17 protein-coding genes and 1 pseudogene are annotated in these 18,399 nt (G+C 47.7%); 10 read left to right on the forward strand and 8 right to left on the reverse strand.

Annotated elements, in window-relative coordinates; genetic code table 11:
- Positions 1 to 178: 178 nt before the first annotated feature.
- From BMW55_RS16170 to BMW55_RS16185, 4 genes and pseudogenes are all read right to left on the reverse strand, one after another.
- Positions 179 to 1,687 (reverse strand): MDR family MFS transporter, encoded by a 1,509-nt coding sequence (locus BMW55_RS16170; RefSeq protein WP_089971914.1) that lies wholly within the window; start codon positions 1,685 to 1,687, stop codon positions 179 to 181.
- A 202-nt stretch (positions 1,688 to 1,889) separates the two neighbouring features.
- Positions 1,890 to 2,310 (reverse strand): annotated as a pseudogene (locus BMW55_RS16175) (organic hydroperoxide resistance protein).
- Between the two features lie 26 nt (positions 2,311 to 2,336).
- Entirely contained in the window at positions 2,337 to 2,789 is a 453-nt protein-coding gene (locus BMW55_RS16180; protein WP_089971917.1) for a MarR family winged helix-turn-helix transcriptional regulator, read from the reverse strand.
- A gap of 10 nt (positions 2,790 to 2,799) precedes the next feature.
- Positions 2,800 to 3,279 carry a glutathione peroxidase gene (locus tag BMW55_RS16185; RefSeq protein ID WP_089971922.1) on the reverse strand — a complete coding sequence of 160 codons (480 nt, stop codon included), beginning with the start codon at positions 3,277 to 3,279 and terminating at the stop codon, positions 2,800 to 2,802.
- Between the two features lie 222 nt (positions 3,280 to 3,501).
- On the opposite strand from BMW55_RS16185, the gene BMW55_RS16190 reads away from it, so the two are divergent.
- Both BMW55_RS16190 and BMW55_RS16195 read left to right on the forward strand, forming a co-directional pair.
- Positions 3,502 to 3,822, forward strand: a complete 321-nt coding sequence (locus BMW55_RS16190; RefSeq protein WP_089971927.1) for a DUF2614 family zinc ribbon-containing protein — start codon at positions 3,502 to 3,504, stop codon at positions 3,820 to 3,822.
- Positions 3,823 to 3,971: 149 nt separating this feature from the next.
- On the forward strand, positions 3,972 to 5,381 hold the full coding sequence (locus tag BMW55_RS16195) for an AMP-dependent synthetase/ligase (protein WP_089971931.1): 1,410 nt from the start codon (positions 3,972 to 3,974) through the stop codon (positions 5,379 to 5,381).
- A gap of 99 nt (positions 5,382 to 5,480) precedes the next feature.
- On the opposite strand, the gene BMW55_RS16200 is transcribed toward BMW55_RS16195, so the two are convergent.
- From BMW55_RS16200 to perR, 3 genes are all read right to left on the reverse strand, one after another.
- On the reverse strand, positions 5,481 to 6,359 hold the full coding sequence (locus tag BMW55_RS16200; RefSeq protein WP_089971935.1) for a sugar phosphate isomerase/epimerase family protein: 879 nt from the start codon (positions 6,357 to 6,359) through the stop codon (positions 5,481 to 5,483).
- 20 nt (positions 6,360 to 6,379) lie between these two features.
- Positions 6,380 to 7,441 carry a Gfo/Idh/MocA family protein gene (locus tag BMW55_RS16205; protein ID WP_089971940.1) on the reverse strand — a complete coding sequence of 354 codons (1,062 nt, stop codon included), beginning with the start codon at positions 7,439 to 7,441 and terminating at the stop codon, positions 6,380 to 6,382.
- Between the two features lie 348 nt (positions 7,442 to 7,789).
- On the reverse strand, positions 7,790 to 8,224 hold the full coding sequence (perR, locus tag BMW55_RS16210) for a peroxide-responsive transcriptional repressor PerR (RefSeq protein WP_089971944.1): 435 nt from the start codon (positions 8,222 to 8,224) through the stop codon (positions 7,790 to 7,792).
- Between the two features lie 350 nt (positions 8,225 to 8,574).
- Here perR and BMW55_RS16215 point away from each other — a divergent pair, with 350 nt between their 5' ends.
- The 8 genes from BMW55_RS16215 to BMW55_RS16250 all read left to right on the forward strand — a co-directional run bounded on the left by BMW55_RS16215 (position 8,575) and on the right by BMW55_RS16250 (position 17,050).
- A complete protein-coding gene (locus BMW55_RS16215) occupies positions 8,575 to 9,993 on the forward strand; it encodes a PTS mannitol transporter subunit IIBC (protein WP_089971947.1) in 1,419 nt (472 codons plus the stop codon).
- Positions 9,994 to 10,055: 62 nt separating this feature from the next.
- Positions 10,056 to 12,149, forward strand: a complete 2,094-nt coding sequence (locus BMW55_RS16220) for a BglG family transcription antiterminator (protein WP_089971952.1) — start codon at positions 10,056 to 10,058, stop codon at positions 12,147 to 12,149.
- Positions 12,149 to 12,580 (forward strand): PTS mannitol transporter subunit IIA, encoded by a 432-nt coding sequence (locus BMW55_RS16225; RefSeq protein WP_170839983.1) that lies wholly within the window; start codon positions 12,149 to 12,151, stop codon positions 12,578 to 12,580. Before BMW55_RS16220 ends, BMW55_RS16225 begins: the two co-directional genes overlap by 1 nt.
- Before the next feature lies 1 nt (position 12,581).
- The gene (locus tag BMW55_RS16230; protein WP_089971959.1) at positions 12,582 to 13,766 is read left to right on the forward strand and encodes a mannitol-1-phosphate 5-dehydrogenase; all 1,185 of its coding nucleotides are present in this window, start codon (positions 12,582 to 12,584) and stop codon (positions 13,764 to 13,766) included.
- A gap of 159 nt (positions 13,767 to 13,925) precedes the next feature.
- Positions 13,926 to 14,318 carry a VOC family protein gene (locus BMW55_RS16235; RefSeq protein WP_089971963.1) on the forward strand — a complete coding sequence of 131 codons (393 nt, stop codon included), beginning with the start codon at positions 13,926 to 13,928 and terminating at the stop codon, positions 14,316 to 14,318.
- 133 nt (positions 14,319 to 14,451) lie between these two features.
- A complete protein-coding gene (locus tag BMW55_RS16240; RefSeq protein ID WP_089971966.1) occupies positions 14,452 to 14,778 on the forward strand; it encodes an ArsR/SmtB family transcription factor in 327 nt (108 codons plus the stop codon).
- 17 nt (positions 14,779 to 14,795) lie between these two features.
- Positions 14,796 to 15,731 carry a cation diffusion facilitator family transporter gene (locus BMW55_RS16245; RefSeq protein ID WP_425283877.1) on the forward strand — a complete coding sequence of 312 codons (936 nt, stop codon included), beginning with the start codon at positions 14,796 to 14,798 and terminating at the stop codon, positions 15,729 to 15,731.
- Between the two features lie 386 nt (positions 15,732 to 16,117).
- Positions 16,118 to 17,050, forward strand: a complete 933-nt coding sequence (locus tag BMW55_RS16250; protein WP_089971974.1) for a TolB family protein — start codon at positions 16,118 to 16,120, stop codon at positions 17,048 to 17,050.
- A 488-nt stretch (positions 17,051 to 17,538) separates the two neighbouring features.
- Here BMW55_RS16250 and BMW55_RS16260 read toward each other — a convergent pair whose 3' ends face one another.
- On the reverse strand, positions 17,539 to 18,264 hold the full coding sequence (locus BMW55_RS16260; protein ID WP_089971981.1) for an immunity 26/phosphotriesterase HocA family protein: 726 nt from the start codon (positions 18,262 to 18,264) through the stop codon (positions 17,539 to 17,541).
- Positions 18,265 to 18,399 lie beyond the last annotated feature (135 nt).

Genomic DNA, 18,399 nt, shown 5'->3' on the forward strand with positions numbered 1-18,399 from the left:
TCAAGGAACACTTTCTTCTGTTTCGTTGCCGCCTTGCATCTCGCGGCGACAAATAAGATATTAACACCATTTATTTTAGCTGTCAACACTTTTTTATAAAAAATAATAAAGACGGATAAAAAATGGTTCTCCGTTTCCAGAGAACCATCAAGATAACTAAAGCGATGGATTATATTTTTTATGCCTGTTTTAAACCTCCTTGGGGCGCCATGCTTGTCTCGGGTTTCTGTTTCGGAAACCAGAACGTGGTAATCCAAGCGCAGACGGACAGGATAACAAACACCAGATAAATGTTGTGCAGCCCGTAGACTAATGCCTCCCGCATCATCTGCATGGCAGAAGCGGATAGATCTGACAGGCCATGCGGGTTGAGCAACTGATTGAAGTCAGAAGACGCGATCGGGCCGTGTCCCTGGTTATGCCTCATCGCATAGCTCATAACCAGATGGTTGAACAAGGTGCCAAAGAAAGCCACTCCGATCGTTTGTCCGAGCGATCGCAAAAAAGTATTAGATGCCGTCGCCACTCCCCTCATTTGCCAGCCTACAGAAGATTGAACCATCACAGTCATCACGGTCATGGCAAAACCAAACCCAAAGCCTATGATGAACATGATGGCAATCAGGAACCAATGAGGCGAAGCGGGCTGCAAAACCGCCAGCCATACAGTGCCAAGCAGAATCAAGAGGAAGCCGGCGGCTGCGGTCTTGCGCGGGCCGATCTTAAGCATGACCCGTCCTCCTAAAGTCGCTCCGATCGGCCAGCCGATCGACATGGGCAGCAAAGCCAAGCCTGAACCGGTAGCCCCCTTTCCCTCAACCCCCTGTACCCACAAAGGAAGATAAGCATTGATCCCGATCAGGATGGCACTGGCTAAAAATCCTGCTGCATTGGAAATAAAAATGACCGGGTTTTTCAATAAGGAAGGAGGCAAGATCGGCTCGGCACATTTAGATTCAATGATCCAGAAAGAGGCCAGAAATACGAATCCGACCGTAAACAGACCGAGGATGAAAGGCGAGTTCCAGGGATGAGCCGTACCGCCGGTCAACAAAGCATACAGGATCGAGGTGACAGCGATGGTAAAGGTCAGGGCACCCCAGTAATCAATGTTGCGCTTCTCACGAGAGGCATTTTCTTCTTTTAAAAACATCCACAACAGGGCGACAGAAACCAATCCGAACGGAACATTCAAGTAAAAAATCCATCTCCAGGACACATAATCGACCAGAAAACCACCTACCAGCGGCCCGATGATCCCAGACAAGCCCCAGATGGAGCTGAATAATCCCTGTACTTTTGCCCGCTCTTCATAGGGATAGATATCCCCGATGATCGTAAATGTGACGGGCATTATCGCTCCGGCTCCGATCCCTTGCAGTGCGCGAAACCAGATCAATTGATGCATATTTTGTGACAAGCCGGATAACATGGAGCCCAGGAGAAATAAAACGGCTCCAAATGTAAAAACCACTTTTCTTCCGAAAAGGTCGGCCAGCTTCCCGTAGATGGGGGTGGTGACAGTTGATGTAAGCAGATAAACGGCAAATACCCAGCTGATCAATTGCAATCCGCCCAATTCACTCACAATCCGGGGCATGGCCGTACTTACGATCGTCACTTCAATCGCCGCCAAAAAAGTGGCAATCATCGTCGCAAGCGTGACTTGTTTTCGATTGGTCTGCATGATTTCGTCCTCCGCAACGCCTATTTCACCTTATTAAATTTTTGCATATCAAATATATCTTATCATGATCTTGCGCAGCTTAGTGAGTGAAATAAGGAGCCCCTTCTCATACAAAAAAAGAAACCCATTGAATGAGTTACTCCTCCACAATGGATTCCCTGATACGGCTTTTTCTTTTTTATGTTGAAAATTCGTTCCGTACTTACTCCACGACGTTAAGGATGACTTCCATATTTCCTCTGGTTGCTTTGGAATAAGGACAAACTTGATGGGCAGCCTCAGCCAGCTCTCTTGCAACGGCTGATTCTGCACCATGTACTTTTACATCCAGTTTTGCCGCCAGCTGATAGCCCCCGTCTTCCCCTTTTCCAATGGATACATGTGCCGTTACTTCCGTCCCTTGTAACCTGGATCCGTTTCATTCTGATCATCAGGTTTAATGCACTGTCAAAGCAGGCCGCATATCCTGCGGCAAAAAGCTGTTCCGGATTGGTCGCATTTCCGCCCGCACCGCCTAACGCTTTAGGCATTCTAACATCCAGATTCAAGGTACCATCATCAGAAACGACTTTTCCATTTCTCCCGCCTCGGGCCGTTGCAGTCGCTGTATATAAAGGTTGCATAGATGATCTCCTCCCGCTTGATTCATTTATCTAAACTTCTCGTTCAACTGATGGACGCGTTCCAACAGTTGCTTGCACTGGTTCAAAAGACGAATAAACTCTTCTCTTGAAATTCCGCTTTGTGTCAGCAGGGCTTTGGGAATACAGGTGGCCTTCTCTCTCAGGTCACGTCCCTGTTCAGTCAGGCGGATGATCACCTTTCGCTCATCCTCAGAGGACCGCTCGCGGATGATGAGACCGGCTGCTTCCATCCGTTTGAGCATGGGGGTTAAGGTACCGGAATCCAGGTACAAAAGTTCTCCCAACTCTTTGACTGTACTTTCCTGCTGCTCCCATAAGATGAGAAGAACCAGATATTGCGGATACGTGAGTCCCAGTTTATCGAGCAAAGGGCGATACAAGCGGGAGATTTCCCTTGAACAGGCATAGATCGTGAAACAAAGCTGATTATCCAGTTTAAGCAGCGTTTGTTCATCCATTGGCAAACACCTATTCTGCTAATAATTTTTCAATCTCCTTTTGCAGTTTCTCCGGTTTCGTAGTCGGAGAATAGCGTTTAACAACTTCTCCCTGTTTATTCACCAGGAATTTCGTAAAGTTCCACTTAATCTCCTTAGAGAGAAAACCCGGCGCATTTGCGGTGAGATACTTGAACAGAGGATGTGCATTTTCCCCCTTCACATCCACCTTACTGAATAAGGGAAAAGTCACACCATAATTGAGCTTGCAGAAGTGTTGGATTTCCTCATTGCTTTCAAACTCTTGATTGGCAAACTGGTCACAGGGAAATCCTAAAACCTCAAACCCCTGTGCATGATAAGTTTCATAGAGTTTTTGCAGTTCTTTGTACTGTGGAGTAAAGCCGCATTTGCTGGCAGTATTTACAACCAGAACAACTTTTCCTTTGTAGTCGGATAGCGATTTTTCTTCCCCTGAAATGGTTCTCGCCGAAAAAGTATAAATACTCATCCGCACCCTCCATTTTGTCAAATTTAATTGTGTACAATTTAATTTCCTAAAATAAATATAGCGCCGCAGCCACCTGGATGTCAATCACTTTTGTGTCCGGTTCGCCACGGGAAGTTGTACACAAATCATCAATTGCCTGTCTCCCGCCGTTCGTGATACAATCAACCTGATTTCCGGACTTTCGGGGAATTGTGGATATCACTTATTTCAATAAGGAGGAGCATGCGTATGCTGCTTTCCGGAAAGTTAAACAAGATTCGTACATTCGCCCTGCTCCTGATTTTCATCGGCATGGGGATTATGTATATCGGTTTTGTCTGGCCGAGCTGGATGGCATTGTTCTTTATTTTGGGAATGTTGTTCGTTCTGGCCAGTGTCGGCATCTATTTCTGGATCGGAATGCTCTCCACCCAAGCAGCCAAAGTGGTCTGTCCTGTGTGCAAGAAAGAAACGAAATTGCTGGGCAAGAGAGATGAATGTATGTATTGCAAAGCCATTCTATCGCTCGACCCCAAAGATGCCGGGCAACAAACAAACGCATGAGATCTTGCGCCTTTCCGGATGGAAGGCGTTTTTTTGTCCGCACCGGGCGTATTCCCTTTTTTTTGAATTGTCTATATAATATGGTTAATTATTCCATCCTGATTGAACCATCCGCAAACTGACGTCTTGAAGGAGGCACCGATGCTGAGATGAAGCCTCACAATCTGGTGGAGATGCTTTCACGGACGGTGAAGCGGGCTCCGGACAAAACGGCTCTCATGTGGAAAGAAGACGGAAAATATCAACAAATGAGTTATCAAAAACTGTGGAGCATGATCCGTGACTTCGCCTTTGGGCTGGAGCGGTTGGGAATTCACCAGGGGACAAAAGTGGCTATTCTTGCCGAACATAACCCGCGCTGGTTGATCAGTGACTTTGCCGTTTTGAGCCTGGGGGCTGTCTCTGTCCCCATCCCGCCAAAATTGGAGGACGAACAAATCACGCAGATCCTGCAACATGCCGATGTGGAGGCCATGATTGCCAAGGACAGCGAAACCCTCGCCCGTGTGCCGGAGCTTCCCGGCTGCGTCAGGCATTCGATCCTGATGTATGGAACAGCCGCAGGTGACATGAAAGCTCTTCAATTTGAAACGGTGATGCAAATCGGGCAATCCGTCGGCATGGAGGATTCTGACTGGGCCTATCCGGCCATCCAATCGTCCGATCCGGCAACCATCGTACATACTTCCGGAACAACCGGAGACCCCAAGGGTGTCCTGTTGTCACACGGAAATCTCCTGAGCAGCCTGGATGCTGCTCAACACTCTGTTCCCTGCACCTCTTTCGACCGTTTTCTGTCCGTCTTCCCGTCGTCCGGGATCTTTGAACGCATGGCCGGACAGATGTTGCCGCTGTACTTCGGCGCTGCCATCGCTTATGCGGAAAATGAAGAGACCGTCACGGAAAACATCCGCGAAGTGCGTCCTACCATTCTCGTCGGGGTGCCGCGAAGCTTCGAAAACATCTACAGGCAAATCCGGTCGGAAATGAACGGCTCCCGGATGAAAAAGTACTTGTTTGACCTGGCGGCGAAGCTTCTGAACGAATATGCACAAATTTCTTCCAGGGGTTTCAATTGGCCGGTCCCTAACCATCTCCTGCTGAAGCATGCGCTGAGTCATGTGCTCGTTTTTTCCAGCATTCGCGAAAGATTAGGCGGACACCTTCGGTTTATGATTGCGGGCGGAGGGGCTCTCGCCCCGGAAATCCATCGTTTTTTTCATACCCTGGGCATTCCTGTCGTCGAAACATATGGATTGACCGAATGTTCTTCCCTCGTCAGCTCCAACCGGCCGGATCAGGTCCGGCCGGGCACGGCGGGAAAACCGTTGCCCGGCACGGAAATCAGGTTATTGTCCGACGGGGAACTCCTGGTCAAAAGTCCGAGTGTGATGTTGGGATATTACAAACAACCGGACCTGACGGCGAAAACGGTAATCAACGGCTGGCTTCATACCGGGGATATCGCCGAGATCGACGAGAACGGCCATATTCGCATCATCGATCGCAAGAAAAACGTCATCGCTGAACCCGATGCGGCGGCCGCTACATCCCAATAACCCGGACAATGATATTCTGCATACTCATTTCAACAAAATGGGCCGCTCACAAGCAAAAAACGGACAATCCGATGAACAGATTGTCCGGACGATCCCTTTTTATCTGTAACGTTGAATGAACTCCACCGCTTTTCGGATGTCTTCCTCGGGCCGGTCACCCGCTTCGCGCTCAATCGTCAGGTAGCCGGTATAACCGATCTCATTTAATGCCGCAAAATAGGCATCAAAGTCGACGTTGCCTTCTCCGAGGGGCACTTCTTTAAATATCTCGCCATTTGCTACCATTTGCTTAATATGGTCGTGATCCATCGGTTCATAACCGACCGCACCATAAACCGCCCGCGGATCGACCTCACGGAAGCGGATTCCATCCTTGACATGCGTATGCACAATATAATCCTTTAAGGTGTATACGCCTTGGACGGGATCATCCCCGGTCACCATCACCATGTTGGCAGGGTCGAAATTGACGGCAACCCCTTTGGTTCCAAGCTGATCCAAAAAGCTTTTCAGATGGCTGGCGGTTTCGGGTCCCGTCTCGATGGCAAAATAAGCATCCATGCTCTCCGCAAAGCGGCCCAGCTCCGAACAAGCCCTGAGCATTTCTTCATAGACGGGGTTGTGCTCATCCTCAGGCACAATTCCGATATGGGTCGTCACAATCCTGGTTCCCAGATCTTTCGCCAACTCCAGAATCCTCTTTGATTTCTCCAGTTTTTCCGGATTCGCCTCTTTATCCTGAAAACCATGACCGCCCAAATCCCCGCAAAGCGCCGAAATTTCAAGCCCCAGAGAATCGATGATATCATTCAATTCTCTGCGCGCGGCGGGGGTGAGGTTGACGGGGTCCATCTCGCCTCTGACAGCCCAAATCTGTACCCCATCCGCGCCCACATCCTTTGCTTTTTTTAAGCCTTCCCGGATGCCGACCCCAAAACTGTCCACAATGACGCCGATTTTATTTTGGATTTTTACCATGCCGCTTCTCCCCTTTATCATCAATCAAAGCAGATTTCCTTGCCTTTTTCGCTCGATTCGTAGATTCCGCACAGCATTTTCATCAATTCAACGCCATGTTGGACCGGGCTCAGCGGTTCACGTCCGTTCAGACAACAGTCGACAAAATGATCGATTTCACTTTCGAACGCTTCGACAAAATCAAATTTGAGATTGTCCACTTGCGGGGTCATATTCAGGATGGTATTGTGCTTTTCCGATACGAGAAAGAGTTCCGGTTCGATTTCCGCCCCGCCCTTCTCACCGTACAGCTTGACCGAAATTTCATCTTGCTTGGCATGTAACGTAAAGCTGACATCCACCATGAGGGAAGCTCCGTTGTCAAACCGGATCAGGGCATTGGCCAGGTCCTCCACCGTATTCTTCGACGCATCATAATCAGCCGCCCTGTAGAAAGACAGGTTTTGCACATTCGCCCGGTTCCCCAGCTTGTGATAAGTGTTTCCTGTAACCGATTTCACTTTCGGGCAACCCATCAGGTACCAGCAGATATCGATCATGTGAACGCCCAAGTCCAGAACCGGCCCTCCGCCGGAACGCACTTTGTCGGCAAACCAGCCTCCCGGATTTCCCAGCCGGCGCAAACAGGAAGCTTTGGCATAATAGATTTCACCCAAATCACCGGCATCGATGAATTGTTTCAAGATCCGGGTATTGGCGGCATAGCGGCGGACAAAGCCCACTTGGAGCAGCCTGCCTGTTTTCTCCACAGCTTCTTCCACCCGTATGGCTTCCTCCACCGTCACACTCAGCGGTTTTTCCACCAGAACGTGTTTGCCCGCGTTGAGTGCGGCGATGGAAATCTCGGCGTGAGAGTGATTCCAAGTACAAATGCTTACGGCATCAATCTCGGGATCGGCCAAGAGCGCCCGGTAATCGGTGTAAACGCGGCTTGCCCCGTATTTTTCGGCTTTTTCTTTGGCTCTTTGTTCATTGAGATCACAGACGGCGAGAATCGTCGCATGTTCATTTTTCTGGTAAGCCCCAAGATGCAGATCGGAGATGGAACCAGTGCCGATGACACCAATTTTTAATCTTTCCATTTTTACACCTCTTGTTGATGATGGAATCGTCATCCGGGATTACGGAAGCCAGTCGGAAAATGAGTGAACCAAAAATTCGGAGTGTCCTTCACATTTCGTTCTTTCAATGGGTGAAGCTTAGTTGGGGAGATGTTTGCTTTTGCAAGCCGGTATTTTCCGTAATATTTGTAAATTTGGAGGGCTATTTCAGCATAAACGGTTTATCTTCCCCTTTTAGATAACAAGGCTGGATGAAATGTATTTTCCCACTAGTTTAAACATTCATTTTCTATTATAAGCACTCCTTTCGGATCAAACAACAGATCCGCATAAATAAAAATGACTCTGCCGATCTTTTGCAGAGTCTGATTATTGTTTGCGTTGTTGGCATGTTGGACAAGTGCCGTAGATTTCCATCCGATGCGAATCGACGTGATAGCCGGTTGCACGGGATGCTTCCCGTTCCACATCAACCAGAGACGGGTATTCAAAATCCGTGATTTTCCCGCACTTGCGGCAGATCACGTGGTAATGTTCATCCATGTTGGCATCAAATCGGCTGGATGCGTCACCGTAGGTCAGTTCCCGGACTAACCCCGCCTCTTTAAACACACGCAAATTATTATATACGGTTGCCACACTCATGTTGGGAAAGCTGCCTTCCAAAGCTTTATATATTTCATCGGCTGTCGGGTGATTCATAGCTGAAAGCAAATAGTTGAGAATGGCATGTCGTTGCGGTGTCATGCGAACGCCGATTGCTTTCAATGTCTCAACAGCCTCGGTCAGGCGGTTGTTAGCCATTGTCTTCCACCTCACTGAAGTCCGCCATCTAACAAAAACTGATTATCAGTTAATAATATATATAAATAGTCTACTGCTCTCCTCTATTGTTTGTCAATGTATCTTTAAGCTTTCCCGACCCATCCGCCCGTATGATCCTCAGTAAAAACATCTTTATTTGGAATTTTTTGGTTTATTATCAGTCTATGGTACTGAAAACCAGCGTGTTCAACCCCATTTTAATTTTGTCAACATTCACCTTGACGAAGCTGCATTTTCATTTTGTTGAACCGCGTATGATACCGCTTTACTATATGAACAAAGGACTGATTTCCTGTTTTTATCAAATACATGCAGAAAGGAGATTTATGATGGAGCACCCGATTGAACAGGTGGATAAGAACTCCAATCTCCGGGTTGGCATTCAAAGATTCGGGAGATTTTTAAGCGGCATGGTTATGCCGAATATAGGAGCTTTTATCGCATGGGGATTGATTACCGCATTGTTTATTCCCACCGGATGGATTCCCAATGAACAGCTGGCTGAGTTGGTCGGTCCGATCATCAAATACTTATTGCCCCTGCTGATCGGGTATACCGGCGGCAAGATGGTTTACGATGTCCGGGGAGGAGTGACCGGCGCCCTGGCGACAATGGGAATTATCATCGGCACGGACATCCCCATGTTTTTGGGAGCCATGATCATGGGCCCTCTGGCCGGCTTTGTGATCAAGTGGGTGGACGGAATTTTTAAAGGACGAATCCCTGCGGGTTTTGAAATGCTGGTCAACAACTTTTCGGCGGGAATTGTCGGTGCGCTTTTAACCATTTTGGGTTTCATTGGCGTCGGTCCGGTAGTGGCTGCTTTAACTCAAGGATTGGCAGCGGGTGTGGAGTGGATCGTACAGGCGGGCTTGCTGCCACTGGCAAGCATATTGATCGAGCCGGGGAAAGTATTGTTCCTCAATAACGCGATCAACCATGGAGTCCTGAGCCCGCTTGGATTAAAAGAAGCGTCTGAAGCGGGCAAGTCCATCTTTTTCCTGCTCGAACCGAACCCGGGGCCCGGACTGGGCATTCTGCTCGCCTACTGGTTATTCGGAAAAGGATCGGTAAAACAATCCGCTCCCGGAGCCGCCATTATTCACTTCCTGGGAGGGATTCACGAGATATATTTCCCGTATATCCTGATGAATCCACGCTTGCTCATTGCAGTGATCGCAGGCGGAATGAGCGGTGTCTTCATCTTCCAAACGCTGAATGCCGGGCTCGTGGCCGTTCCGTCTCCGGGAAGCATCTTCGCCCTGATCGCGATGGCTCCCAAAGGTGTCCAGTTGCCGGTACTGGCTGGTGTTGCCGTAAGTACGGTTGTTTCTTTCCTGATCTCTGCCCTTTTCCTCCGAACCCGGCAGGTTGATGAAAAAGACATGGCAAAAGCGACTGAGAAGTTGCAAGAAATGAAAGGAAACAAAACCGTGGCCGATCCGGGCATTGTCGGTCAAAAAGATCGTACCGCTGTTCAAAAAGTTGTGTTTGCGTGTGATGCAGGAATGGGATCCAGTGCAATGGGGGCTTCGATTTTAAGGAAGAAATTCAAAGACGCCAATCTTCACGTTGAAGTCATCAACACCGCGATTAATGATATTCCCGAAGACGCGGATATTGTGGTCACTCAGAAAACATTGACCGACCGCGCCAGAGCGAAAGCTCCCCAAGCCGAACACATTTCCGTGGACAATTTCCTCAACAGCCTCAAATACGACGAATTGACCAGACGCCTGAGCGAGTAAACTACGGGATAAACACTAGTGCAAGCTAGTGTTTATCTCTTTTGCAGCATGAAGGTGAGAAGATGAATATTTCTTCCAGACAGCGTCAAATCCTTGAAATTTTGCTCAGAGAGCGGGACGGAATCACCGTCCGTGAGATTGCAGAAGAAGTTCAAATCAGCTCCCGCACCGTTCACCGCGAATTGAACGATGTTGAAAAGCTGTTAAACAGGTATGAATTGAAACTGAAGAAAAAGGCCGGAACAGGGCTTCTGATTCAGGGAGACCAGGAAAAATTGGAAGAGCTGAAGCAGGCGCTGCTCCGGATGATCCCAAATGAATACACACCGGATGAACGAAAAACCTTTATTTTGTGCACCTTGCTGGAAGCAACGGAGCCGGTCAAACTCATTGGCTTAGCCTATGATTTAAAAGTTACGCCCGCTACCATCAGCCACGACCTCGATGAAATCAGCGACTGGGCTGCGCAATTTAATCTTCAAATCATTCGGCGGCGCGGGTACGGAGTGGAAATCACCGGAACCGAAGAGTCCAAAAGAAAAGCCATCAGCGCGTTAATCGCCGAGAATGTGGACGAATCCGAATTCATCAGGCTGTTGAAAGACAATATTCAACATAAGCCTGTCCAAGCCTTGGATACCGCCTCACAGAGATTGTTCCATCTGATCCCGAAAGAAAGGCTGGTCGCCGTTGAACATGCGCTCGCGGATCTGAGCGGGCTTCTTCCTTATCCCCTGGCCGACAGTGCCTATATCGGTCTGGTCGTTCACCTGTCCCTGGTCATTGAACGGATTGCCAAAGGGGAACAGATCGAGATCGATCCCGTCTATTTACATGAACTTGAGGGTACACCGGAGTTTCAAGCGGCAAAACAAATCGTTGAGCGATTGGAATCTTATTTCCGCCTTCCGTTTCCCGTGGATGAGATCGGATATGTCACCATGCATTTAAGAGGAGCCAAGCTGAGGGGTTCGCAGTTCCTGGAAGATCCCCGCGCAGAATTGACGGCGAGCGCGAAAAAACTGATTCGCATCTGTGAAGAAAAGTTGGGAGCCGATTTAAGCGATGACCGCTCATTGCTGCAAGGTCTCATTACCCACCTGGAGCCGGCCGTTCACAGATTGAAACGGAACCTGAAAATACGGAATCCCCTGCTCAAAAAAATAAAAGCGGATTACTCCGAACTGTTCCAAGTGGTTCAGGAAGCGGTGAGCGAAGTTTTCCCCCGCTTGCGGGTACCGGATGAAGAAATCGGATATCTGGTGATGCATATCGGCTCATCCTTGGAGAAAACGGACAGAGGAAGGAAGCATTTTCGGGTCTTGATCGTCTGTTCAAGCGGAATCGGCTCTTCAAAAATGTTGGCGGCCCGTTTGAAAAGTGCAGTTCCCGAAATCCGGGTGCTGCGGAATGCATCCGTGTTTGAAATCAACGACATCGATGACAAGGAATACGACTTGATTGTGTCGACGATCCCCATTCCCTCCAAAAACCCTGAAGATTATATTGTCGTCAGCCCGATGCTGACTGAAAAAGAGATAGAGAAGATCCGCTCTGTTTTAAGAAAAAATCAACCTTCTTCCACAGTCAAAACGGGGCAGCCACCTGAAGCATCCAGCCTGGGGCAGCTTGAATCCCTGCACGCTTCGCTGGGGTATGCGGTTGATTTGATGAAAAACTTTCATTTGGTAACCATCGAAAATCAGGACATGAACTTACCCGAAATCCTTTTCCAAGCCTGTGAAACGCTTGTAAACCAAGGGATTGTAAAACAAAGTGAACCGGTGGTACACCAGTTGCTCGAAAGGGAGAAGCAGGGAGGCTTGGGGATCCCGGAAGCGAAAGCGGGATTGTTTCATTGCCGGAGCGAGCAAGTGACCAAGCCCTCTTTTACCATGTATGCGCTCCGTGATCCGCTTCCGATCCGATCGATGGATGAAGGAACCGTCGAGATCGACAAAATTCTGCTGATGTTAACTCCGGTTTCCATCCCTCGTGAAGCCGCCGAAATACTGAGCGAGATCAGCGCCTTATTCATTGAACCGGAAACGGCCAGGATTCTTGCTTCCGACGATCCGTCCGACATCCGGCAATATTTCATTCAGCATTTATACCGATTCTGTTCAGAAAAGATCAATCACAGGGAGAGATTGTGATGAGCATCTTATCGAAAGATAAAGTCATGATCAACGCAAAAGTAGCAGACAAAAAAGAAGCCATCCAATTGGCAGGAACATTGTTGGTTCAAGGAAATCATGTGACAAAAGAATATATTGGCAAAATGCTCGAGCGCGAAGAATCGCTGACCACGTATATCGGCAATGGAGTTGCCATCCCCCACGGCACGAACGACTCCAAACAATGGATTCGCTCAACCGGAATCTCCATCGTCCAAATCCCCGGCGGCGTCGATTTTGGGGACGGCAACAGAGCTTACCTGCTGTTCGGGATTGCCGCACTAGGCGATGAACATTTGGGGATCCTATCCAATCTTGCCGTGATCTGCTCCGAGGAAGAAAACGTGAAGAAAATGGTGCAATCCAACTCAGCCGAAGAATTGATCGCCATTTTGCAAGGGGGAATGTAAGATGAAGGCCCTACACTTCGGCGCAGGGAATATCGGCAGAGGTTTTATCGGCGCGCTGCTGAATCAGGCGGGATATGAAGTTTGTTTTGTCGATGTGGTTCAGGAGTTGGTAGATGAGATCAATCAGAGGGGAGAATATATCGTAGAAATTGCCGGCCCCGGCCATGAAAACATCAAGGTGAGCGGAGTCAGAGCCATCAACGGTCTGGATCAGGATGCCGTGACAAAAGAAATGATAGAAGCCGACCTGGTTACTACGGCAGTCGGCCCCAACGTTTTAAAGCAGATTGCCCCTGCCATCGCCAATGGCCTGGCCGAACGGATCAACCAGCATGCACAGCCGCTCAATATCATTGCCTGTGAAAATGTCGTGGGAGGAAGCACTCTGCTAAAAGAATACATCCACTCCCATTTAAACGAAGCGGACCGGCAAAAAGCGGCGCAAATCGCCGGCTTTCCGGATGCGGCAGTGGACCGGATCGTTCCGCTGCAAAATCATGAAGACAAACTTCGGGTCACCGTGGAGCCTTTCTACGAGTGGGTGGTGGATCAGGATAAGATCGTGGGAGAACTTCCTCGAATCGAAGGAATCACTTATGTCCGGAATCTGCAACCTTATATCGAGCGAAAATTATACACCGTGAACACCGGTCACGCGACCGCCGCTTATCTTGGCTATCATTTTGGATACAAAACCATTGACGAAGCTCTGCGGGACGAATATATCCGGCATGTAACCGGACAAGCCATCATGGAAACCGGCCGGTTGCTTGTTGCCAAACACCGATTCGATCCTGACCGGCAGGAACAATATATCCATCAGATTATGGAACGCTTTTCCAACCCCTATCTTTCGGATGAGGTGACGAGAATCGGCCGTTCACCGATACGAAAACTCGGACCCAACGATCGTCTGGTCGGCCCAGCCGTGCAAGCCGAACAATACGGGATCATTCCGGAACATCTGTGTACCGGGATTGCTGCGGCTTTTCTGTTTGATTACGATCAGGACGCCGAAGCTGTCAAGATTCAGGCGGAGATCCGGGAAAGAGGACTGGCAGAAACCATTCGCCATTACACGAACATTGAACCCCATTCTTCGTTGTTTCAATTCATCAGCGAAAAGCTGGAACTGTTAAAAGAAATGAAATCCTCCCCATCATCCAAACCATCCGGCCGTCTCTGACCCTCAGCTGATTGATGCTCCGGATGACCGGGAAAGAGGAAGGGATAACCCGGTCTCAGGTTGAGATGAAAAATGTAGACTCCGCCCATGTTCTATGAAAAAATGGAAACAATGAACCATCTACATCGGTCTTTACCGGTATGAAGGAGGCAGCGGGGGATGGCGGTTCACAAGTTGGAACATGTCGGTGTCATGGTGAAAGATCTGGACAGATCGATCGCTTTTTACCGTGAAGTCATCGGATTGGAATTGGCAGGAACCTTAACCCACACCAACGGAGTCATCCAACTGGCTTTTTTAACTTTTCCGGGTGCAACAGAAACCCAGGTTGAATTGATCCAGGGATATAATGACCAGCTTCCGGAAGAGGGGAAAGTGCACCATCTCGCTTTTACGGTTGACATTGAAGCCGAATGGAAACGGTTGAAACAGCTCGATATCTCGTTCATCGACGAAGAGATCACCACCCTTCCCAACGGAAGCAAATACTTTTTCTTTTACGGACCGGATCGGGAATGGATCGAATTTTTCCAGCCGGTGAAGCAGGGATAAAATCCTTCAAATGAAAAAATCCACTCTGATTTTCCAACGGCCCGGGCTGCTGATCCGGGCCGTTGAACTTGCTTAGGGGCGGAAAAAGGAGTACCATATATATGAATAATTGATCATATGAGCCAATAAAATAATGACGGAGGTTTCAGTTTTGAATAAAGACAAACATATCCATTTACCGGATCGCGTGGTGGAAGAAGCGGTTTCCATCTTTAAAGCCCTTGCCGATCCCACCCGGCTCCGCATCCTGTATTTATTGGCTGAAGAAGAGTGTTCAGTCGGGCACATCGCTGAAGTATTGGAACTGTCTCAATCAGCCGTCTCCCACCAACTGGCGTTGCTTCGCTCGCTGCGCCTGGTTAAAGCCCGCCGGCAAGGACGGACCGTCTTTTACACCTGCCAGGACGAACATGTGGTCAGGTTGTTGCACCAAACGATGGATCATGTTCAACATGATTAATGAAAAGGGGGATTAGTGTGCATTCCCATCATCACCATCACGGCCATTGCCATGAACATCAGGGTCACAGCCACCAGAGAACCAATAATAAAAAAAGTTTAACCATTGCTTTACTGATCACTACAGGGATTATGCTGTTTGAATGGATCGGCGGATGGATCACCGGAAGTCTGGCGCTATTATCCGATTCAGGTCATATGTTAAGCGATGCAGGCTCCCTGGCACTCAGCCTGATCGCCATGTGGTTCGCGGTGCGACCTCCTTCTCCCCGCAAAACTTACGGATATTACCGGTTTGAAATCCTGGCTGCTTTATTTAACGGAGTCACCTTGTTTGCCATTGCCGGATTGATCATCTGGGAAGCGGTCGAACGCTTCATGAATCCGCCGGCTGTTTCCGGCGGAACGATGATGATGATTGCTGCCATCGGTCTTCTCGCCAATCTTGTCAGCGCCTGGGTTTTAATCCGCAAAGGTGATGTCAAGGAAAACGTAAACTTGCGGAGCGCGTATCTGCATGTGCTGGGAGACGCCCTGGGATCGGTGGGAGCGATCCTCGCCGGTCTGCTCATGTTTTTATTCTCCTGGTATGTGGCTGATCCGATCATCAGTGTCATCGTGGCTCTGCTGATTTTAAAGAGCGCCTGGGGAGTGGTTTCCCATTCAATCCATATTTTGATGGAAGGCACACCGGTTACCATCGACCGCTTTCAAGTGGAAAAAGTCCTGTTGAATATTCCCGGCGTGATCAATGTCCATGACTTGCATATCTGGACCATAACCTCCGGGCTCGATTCCTTATCCTGCCACTTGCTCGTCAAGGATGAAGCCGACACCCAGCAAATCTTGCAAACCGCCATTCAAGCGATCGAAGACCATTTCTCCATCCAGCATACGACCATCCAAGTGGAGACCTCCGACTTCCAACACCATGAGCATCAAGTATTGCATTAAAAATGAACGACCGGCTTTCTTCCCATGGAGAGCCGGTCTTCTTTTTCTTGGCAGGAAGATGGCAAGCCCTGTTTATCGCTATCTTCTCCAATCAAACCAATCAATCGTAGAGCAGGGATAAGGAATGACTTTCGGCGGCTACCGAAAGGGCCGAATTATCGACCCTACCGTGATGCCATGATCCTTGTCATTTATTATGGCCAGTTATAATTATTTATCGGATTTTCAAGGTAGAGAGAAGGAAAAAGAACGTTGTCAAGATGGTTTTTCGAATTTAATTTTTGCGCACGGAGCCAGTATGGGGACTCAAAATATATTTTTGGGTACGAATTATTGATTGTTACCATCACAGGACGCAGGTTCTGATCAAGAGGTGAAGTTCATACATGATTCGATGGAAAGCTGCCATGGGGGCGCTCGCTATTATTTTCTCTCTATCCCTTCCCCCATTCACCTATGCAAGTGCCGATGCAAGTACCAGGGGATCTGGATTAGACCGAGCAGGTTTCAATGCCATAGTTGAATGGAATCGCGAAAGTCTCAGCCGCATTGTTCGATGGCATCGACAATTTGTCAACAGCATTGTTTATGCAAAATGGGATGAAGGATACAATATCTACATTTCCAAGCCGGACGGGACCGATGAGAAGCAACTTACGAACAGATATGGAGAATACGCAGTTGAACCCCGGATTCATCCAATGGGAATGAAAGTGATGTACCGTATAGAGCGTGATCTTTACATAGTAAACATCCTGACAGGAGAAGAAAAACTCATTCCCTATCAATCGGATGAAGTAGAGAATAATGCAAGCTGGACCAAAGACGGAAAAATTCTTTATGACAACGGAACCGACATTTTCCTGATGGAAGAGGATGGATCAAATCGGGTCAACTTGACGGATCGATATGAAGGTCGGGCCACTCATGCAACACTCTCACCAGATGGAAGCAAGCTCGCCTTTGAAAACTGGGGTCACGTTTATGTGATGGACATGAATACCAAAGAGGTGAAACAGATTTATACGGGCGGCCGTGACCCTGAATTTTCACCAATTGGTAACCGTCTCGTTGTAACTTTGGACAGCTACTATGAAGGCGCGGTCATTACGATGGATGCTGACGGTCAAAATGTACAGAAAATCTCTGTAGGTAATTTGATTAATCTGTCCGATCCGACTTGGTCTCCAGATGGGAAAAGAATCGCCTTCAACGCTCCATATAACGTCTACACCATCAATAGCGATGGAACCAATTTACAGAAAATCACCAATCAAACCAGTTACGTCGGGAACTGGTCCAGGGCGATGATCCGATAAATGAAAAAAAAGTCTGATTCCATCATTAGGAGTCAGGCTTCTTTGCTTCCGTGCCAAGGTTTCTCACGTGTATGGCAACATGACGAGTCTTGAGTATAATGACTGCTTTGCCGACGTATCGGTATATCAGTGGATGTCGATTTCCGCACTCCGTTCGCATAAGAAAGACAAGAGATCCGGCTTTGAGAAGAGTCACGATGCCAAATATACGGGAACTTCTGATGGAACCCATCGTTTAAGCGATCCTCCTCCTGACCCTCCCAACACTTGGTACGATAACAATTAAACGCGTAAGTATATTTGATAAAAAGGGTATCTATGGGTTTTTTATCTGTGTGTTTGCATAGTCCTTCGTGTTCAGTATCTCTGTCTAATAGGGTGATTTCCGATCCTCAATTATTATGGTTTTCATTTGATATCAGAAACCACAAAGTATTGAGAAGTATGGATCAGGCAACAAAAAAGTTGAACCATTTTCACACTAAAATTTAATCCTTCTTTGTTTTGATATATTCTTCATATAACCACTCTGCGATAATTCCAGTTCCTATAATCCCAGCAGGATTTTTAACAGCTTCAGCTTCTGCTTTAGAAACCCCATAAACTCTAGCATCTGGGTCATCTGAACTTCCTTTAACGATATAATATACCTTCTTGTTACTGAAAGGTGTTTCATCAACTCCATAAAAATCAGGAAGCTGATACTCACCTTCATTAAAAGGCAGAGTACCAATCTTTTTCCATAGACCTGAAAGGATATAAGTAAATCCTGTATTGGCAGTAAATAAATAAGGCTTCTCTTTTCTTTTAATTTCCGTGATCGATAACACATTTTCAGTAAACAGCCGATAATATTCTATGTAAAGATCATCCGTTTGACTTTTTCCTTTTACAACCATACCATATCCGTACACTTCACCTTCATTTAGAGGAATCGCAAACACATCTCCAGGTTTCCACTGGATTCTTTTAGACTTTTTCTTTTTCTTTAGCTTACATTCACTAATTAGGAATCCGCCCATGTCAGCCTGGTAACCTTCTTGGCCTTCGAGTGCCAGCTCTATCAATTTTTCCAATTCTAATATAGTTGGCTTTCTTCCCACATCTGTTTGATAATGATTTGCGATTTGCTGAAATGCATCTGTTAGGATATCCAGGGGTTCATCCCCAATCAGTATTTTTTCACCCTGTCTTTCTTCTTCCCAAAATCCCATTAACAATCACCTATTCAAGATGGGCTTAAATATCAATCCCAGAAGTTTCTATTTGCCAATAGGTTTTTTACACCTTTTTATTTTTGATCTTTTTTTATTGTCTCTTCTACGTCTTCAGATAATCCGGCCATCCAA

Source organism: Lihuaxuella thermophila (assembly GCF_900110165.1).
Classification (GTDB): domain Bacteria; phylum Bacillota; class Bacilli; order Thermoactinomycetales; family Thermoactinomycetaceae; genus Lihuaxuella; species Lihuaxuella thermophila.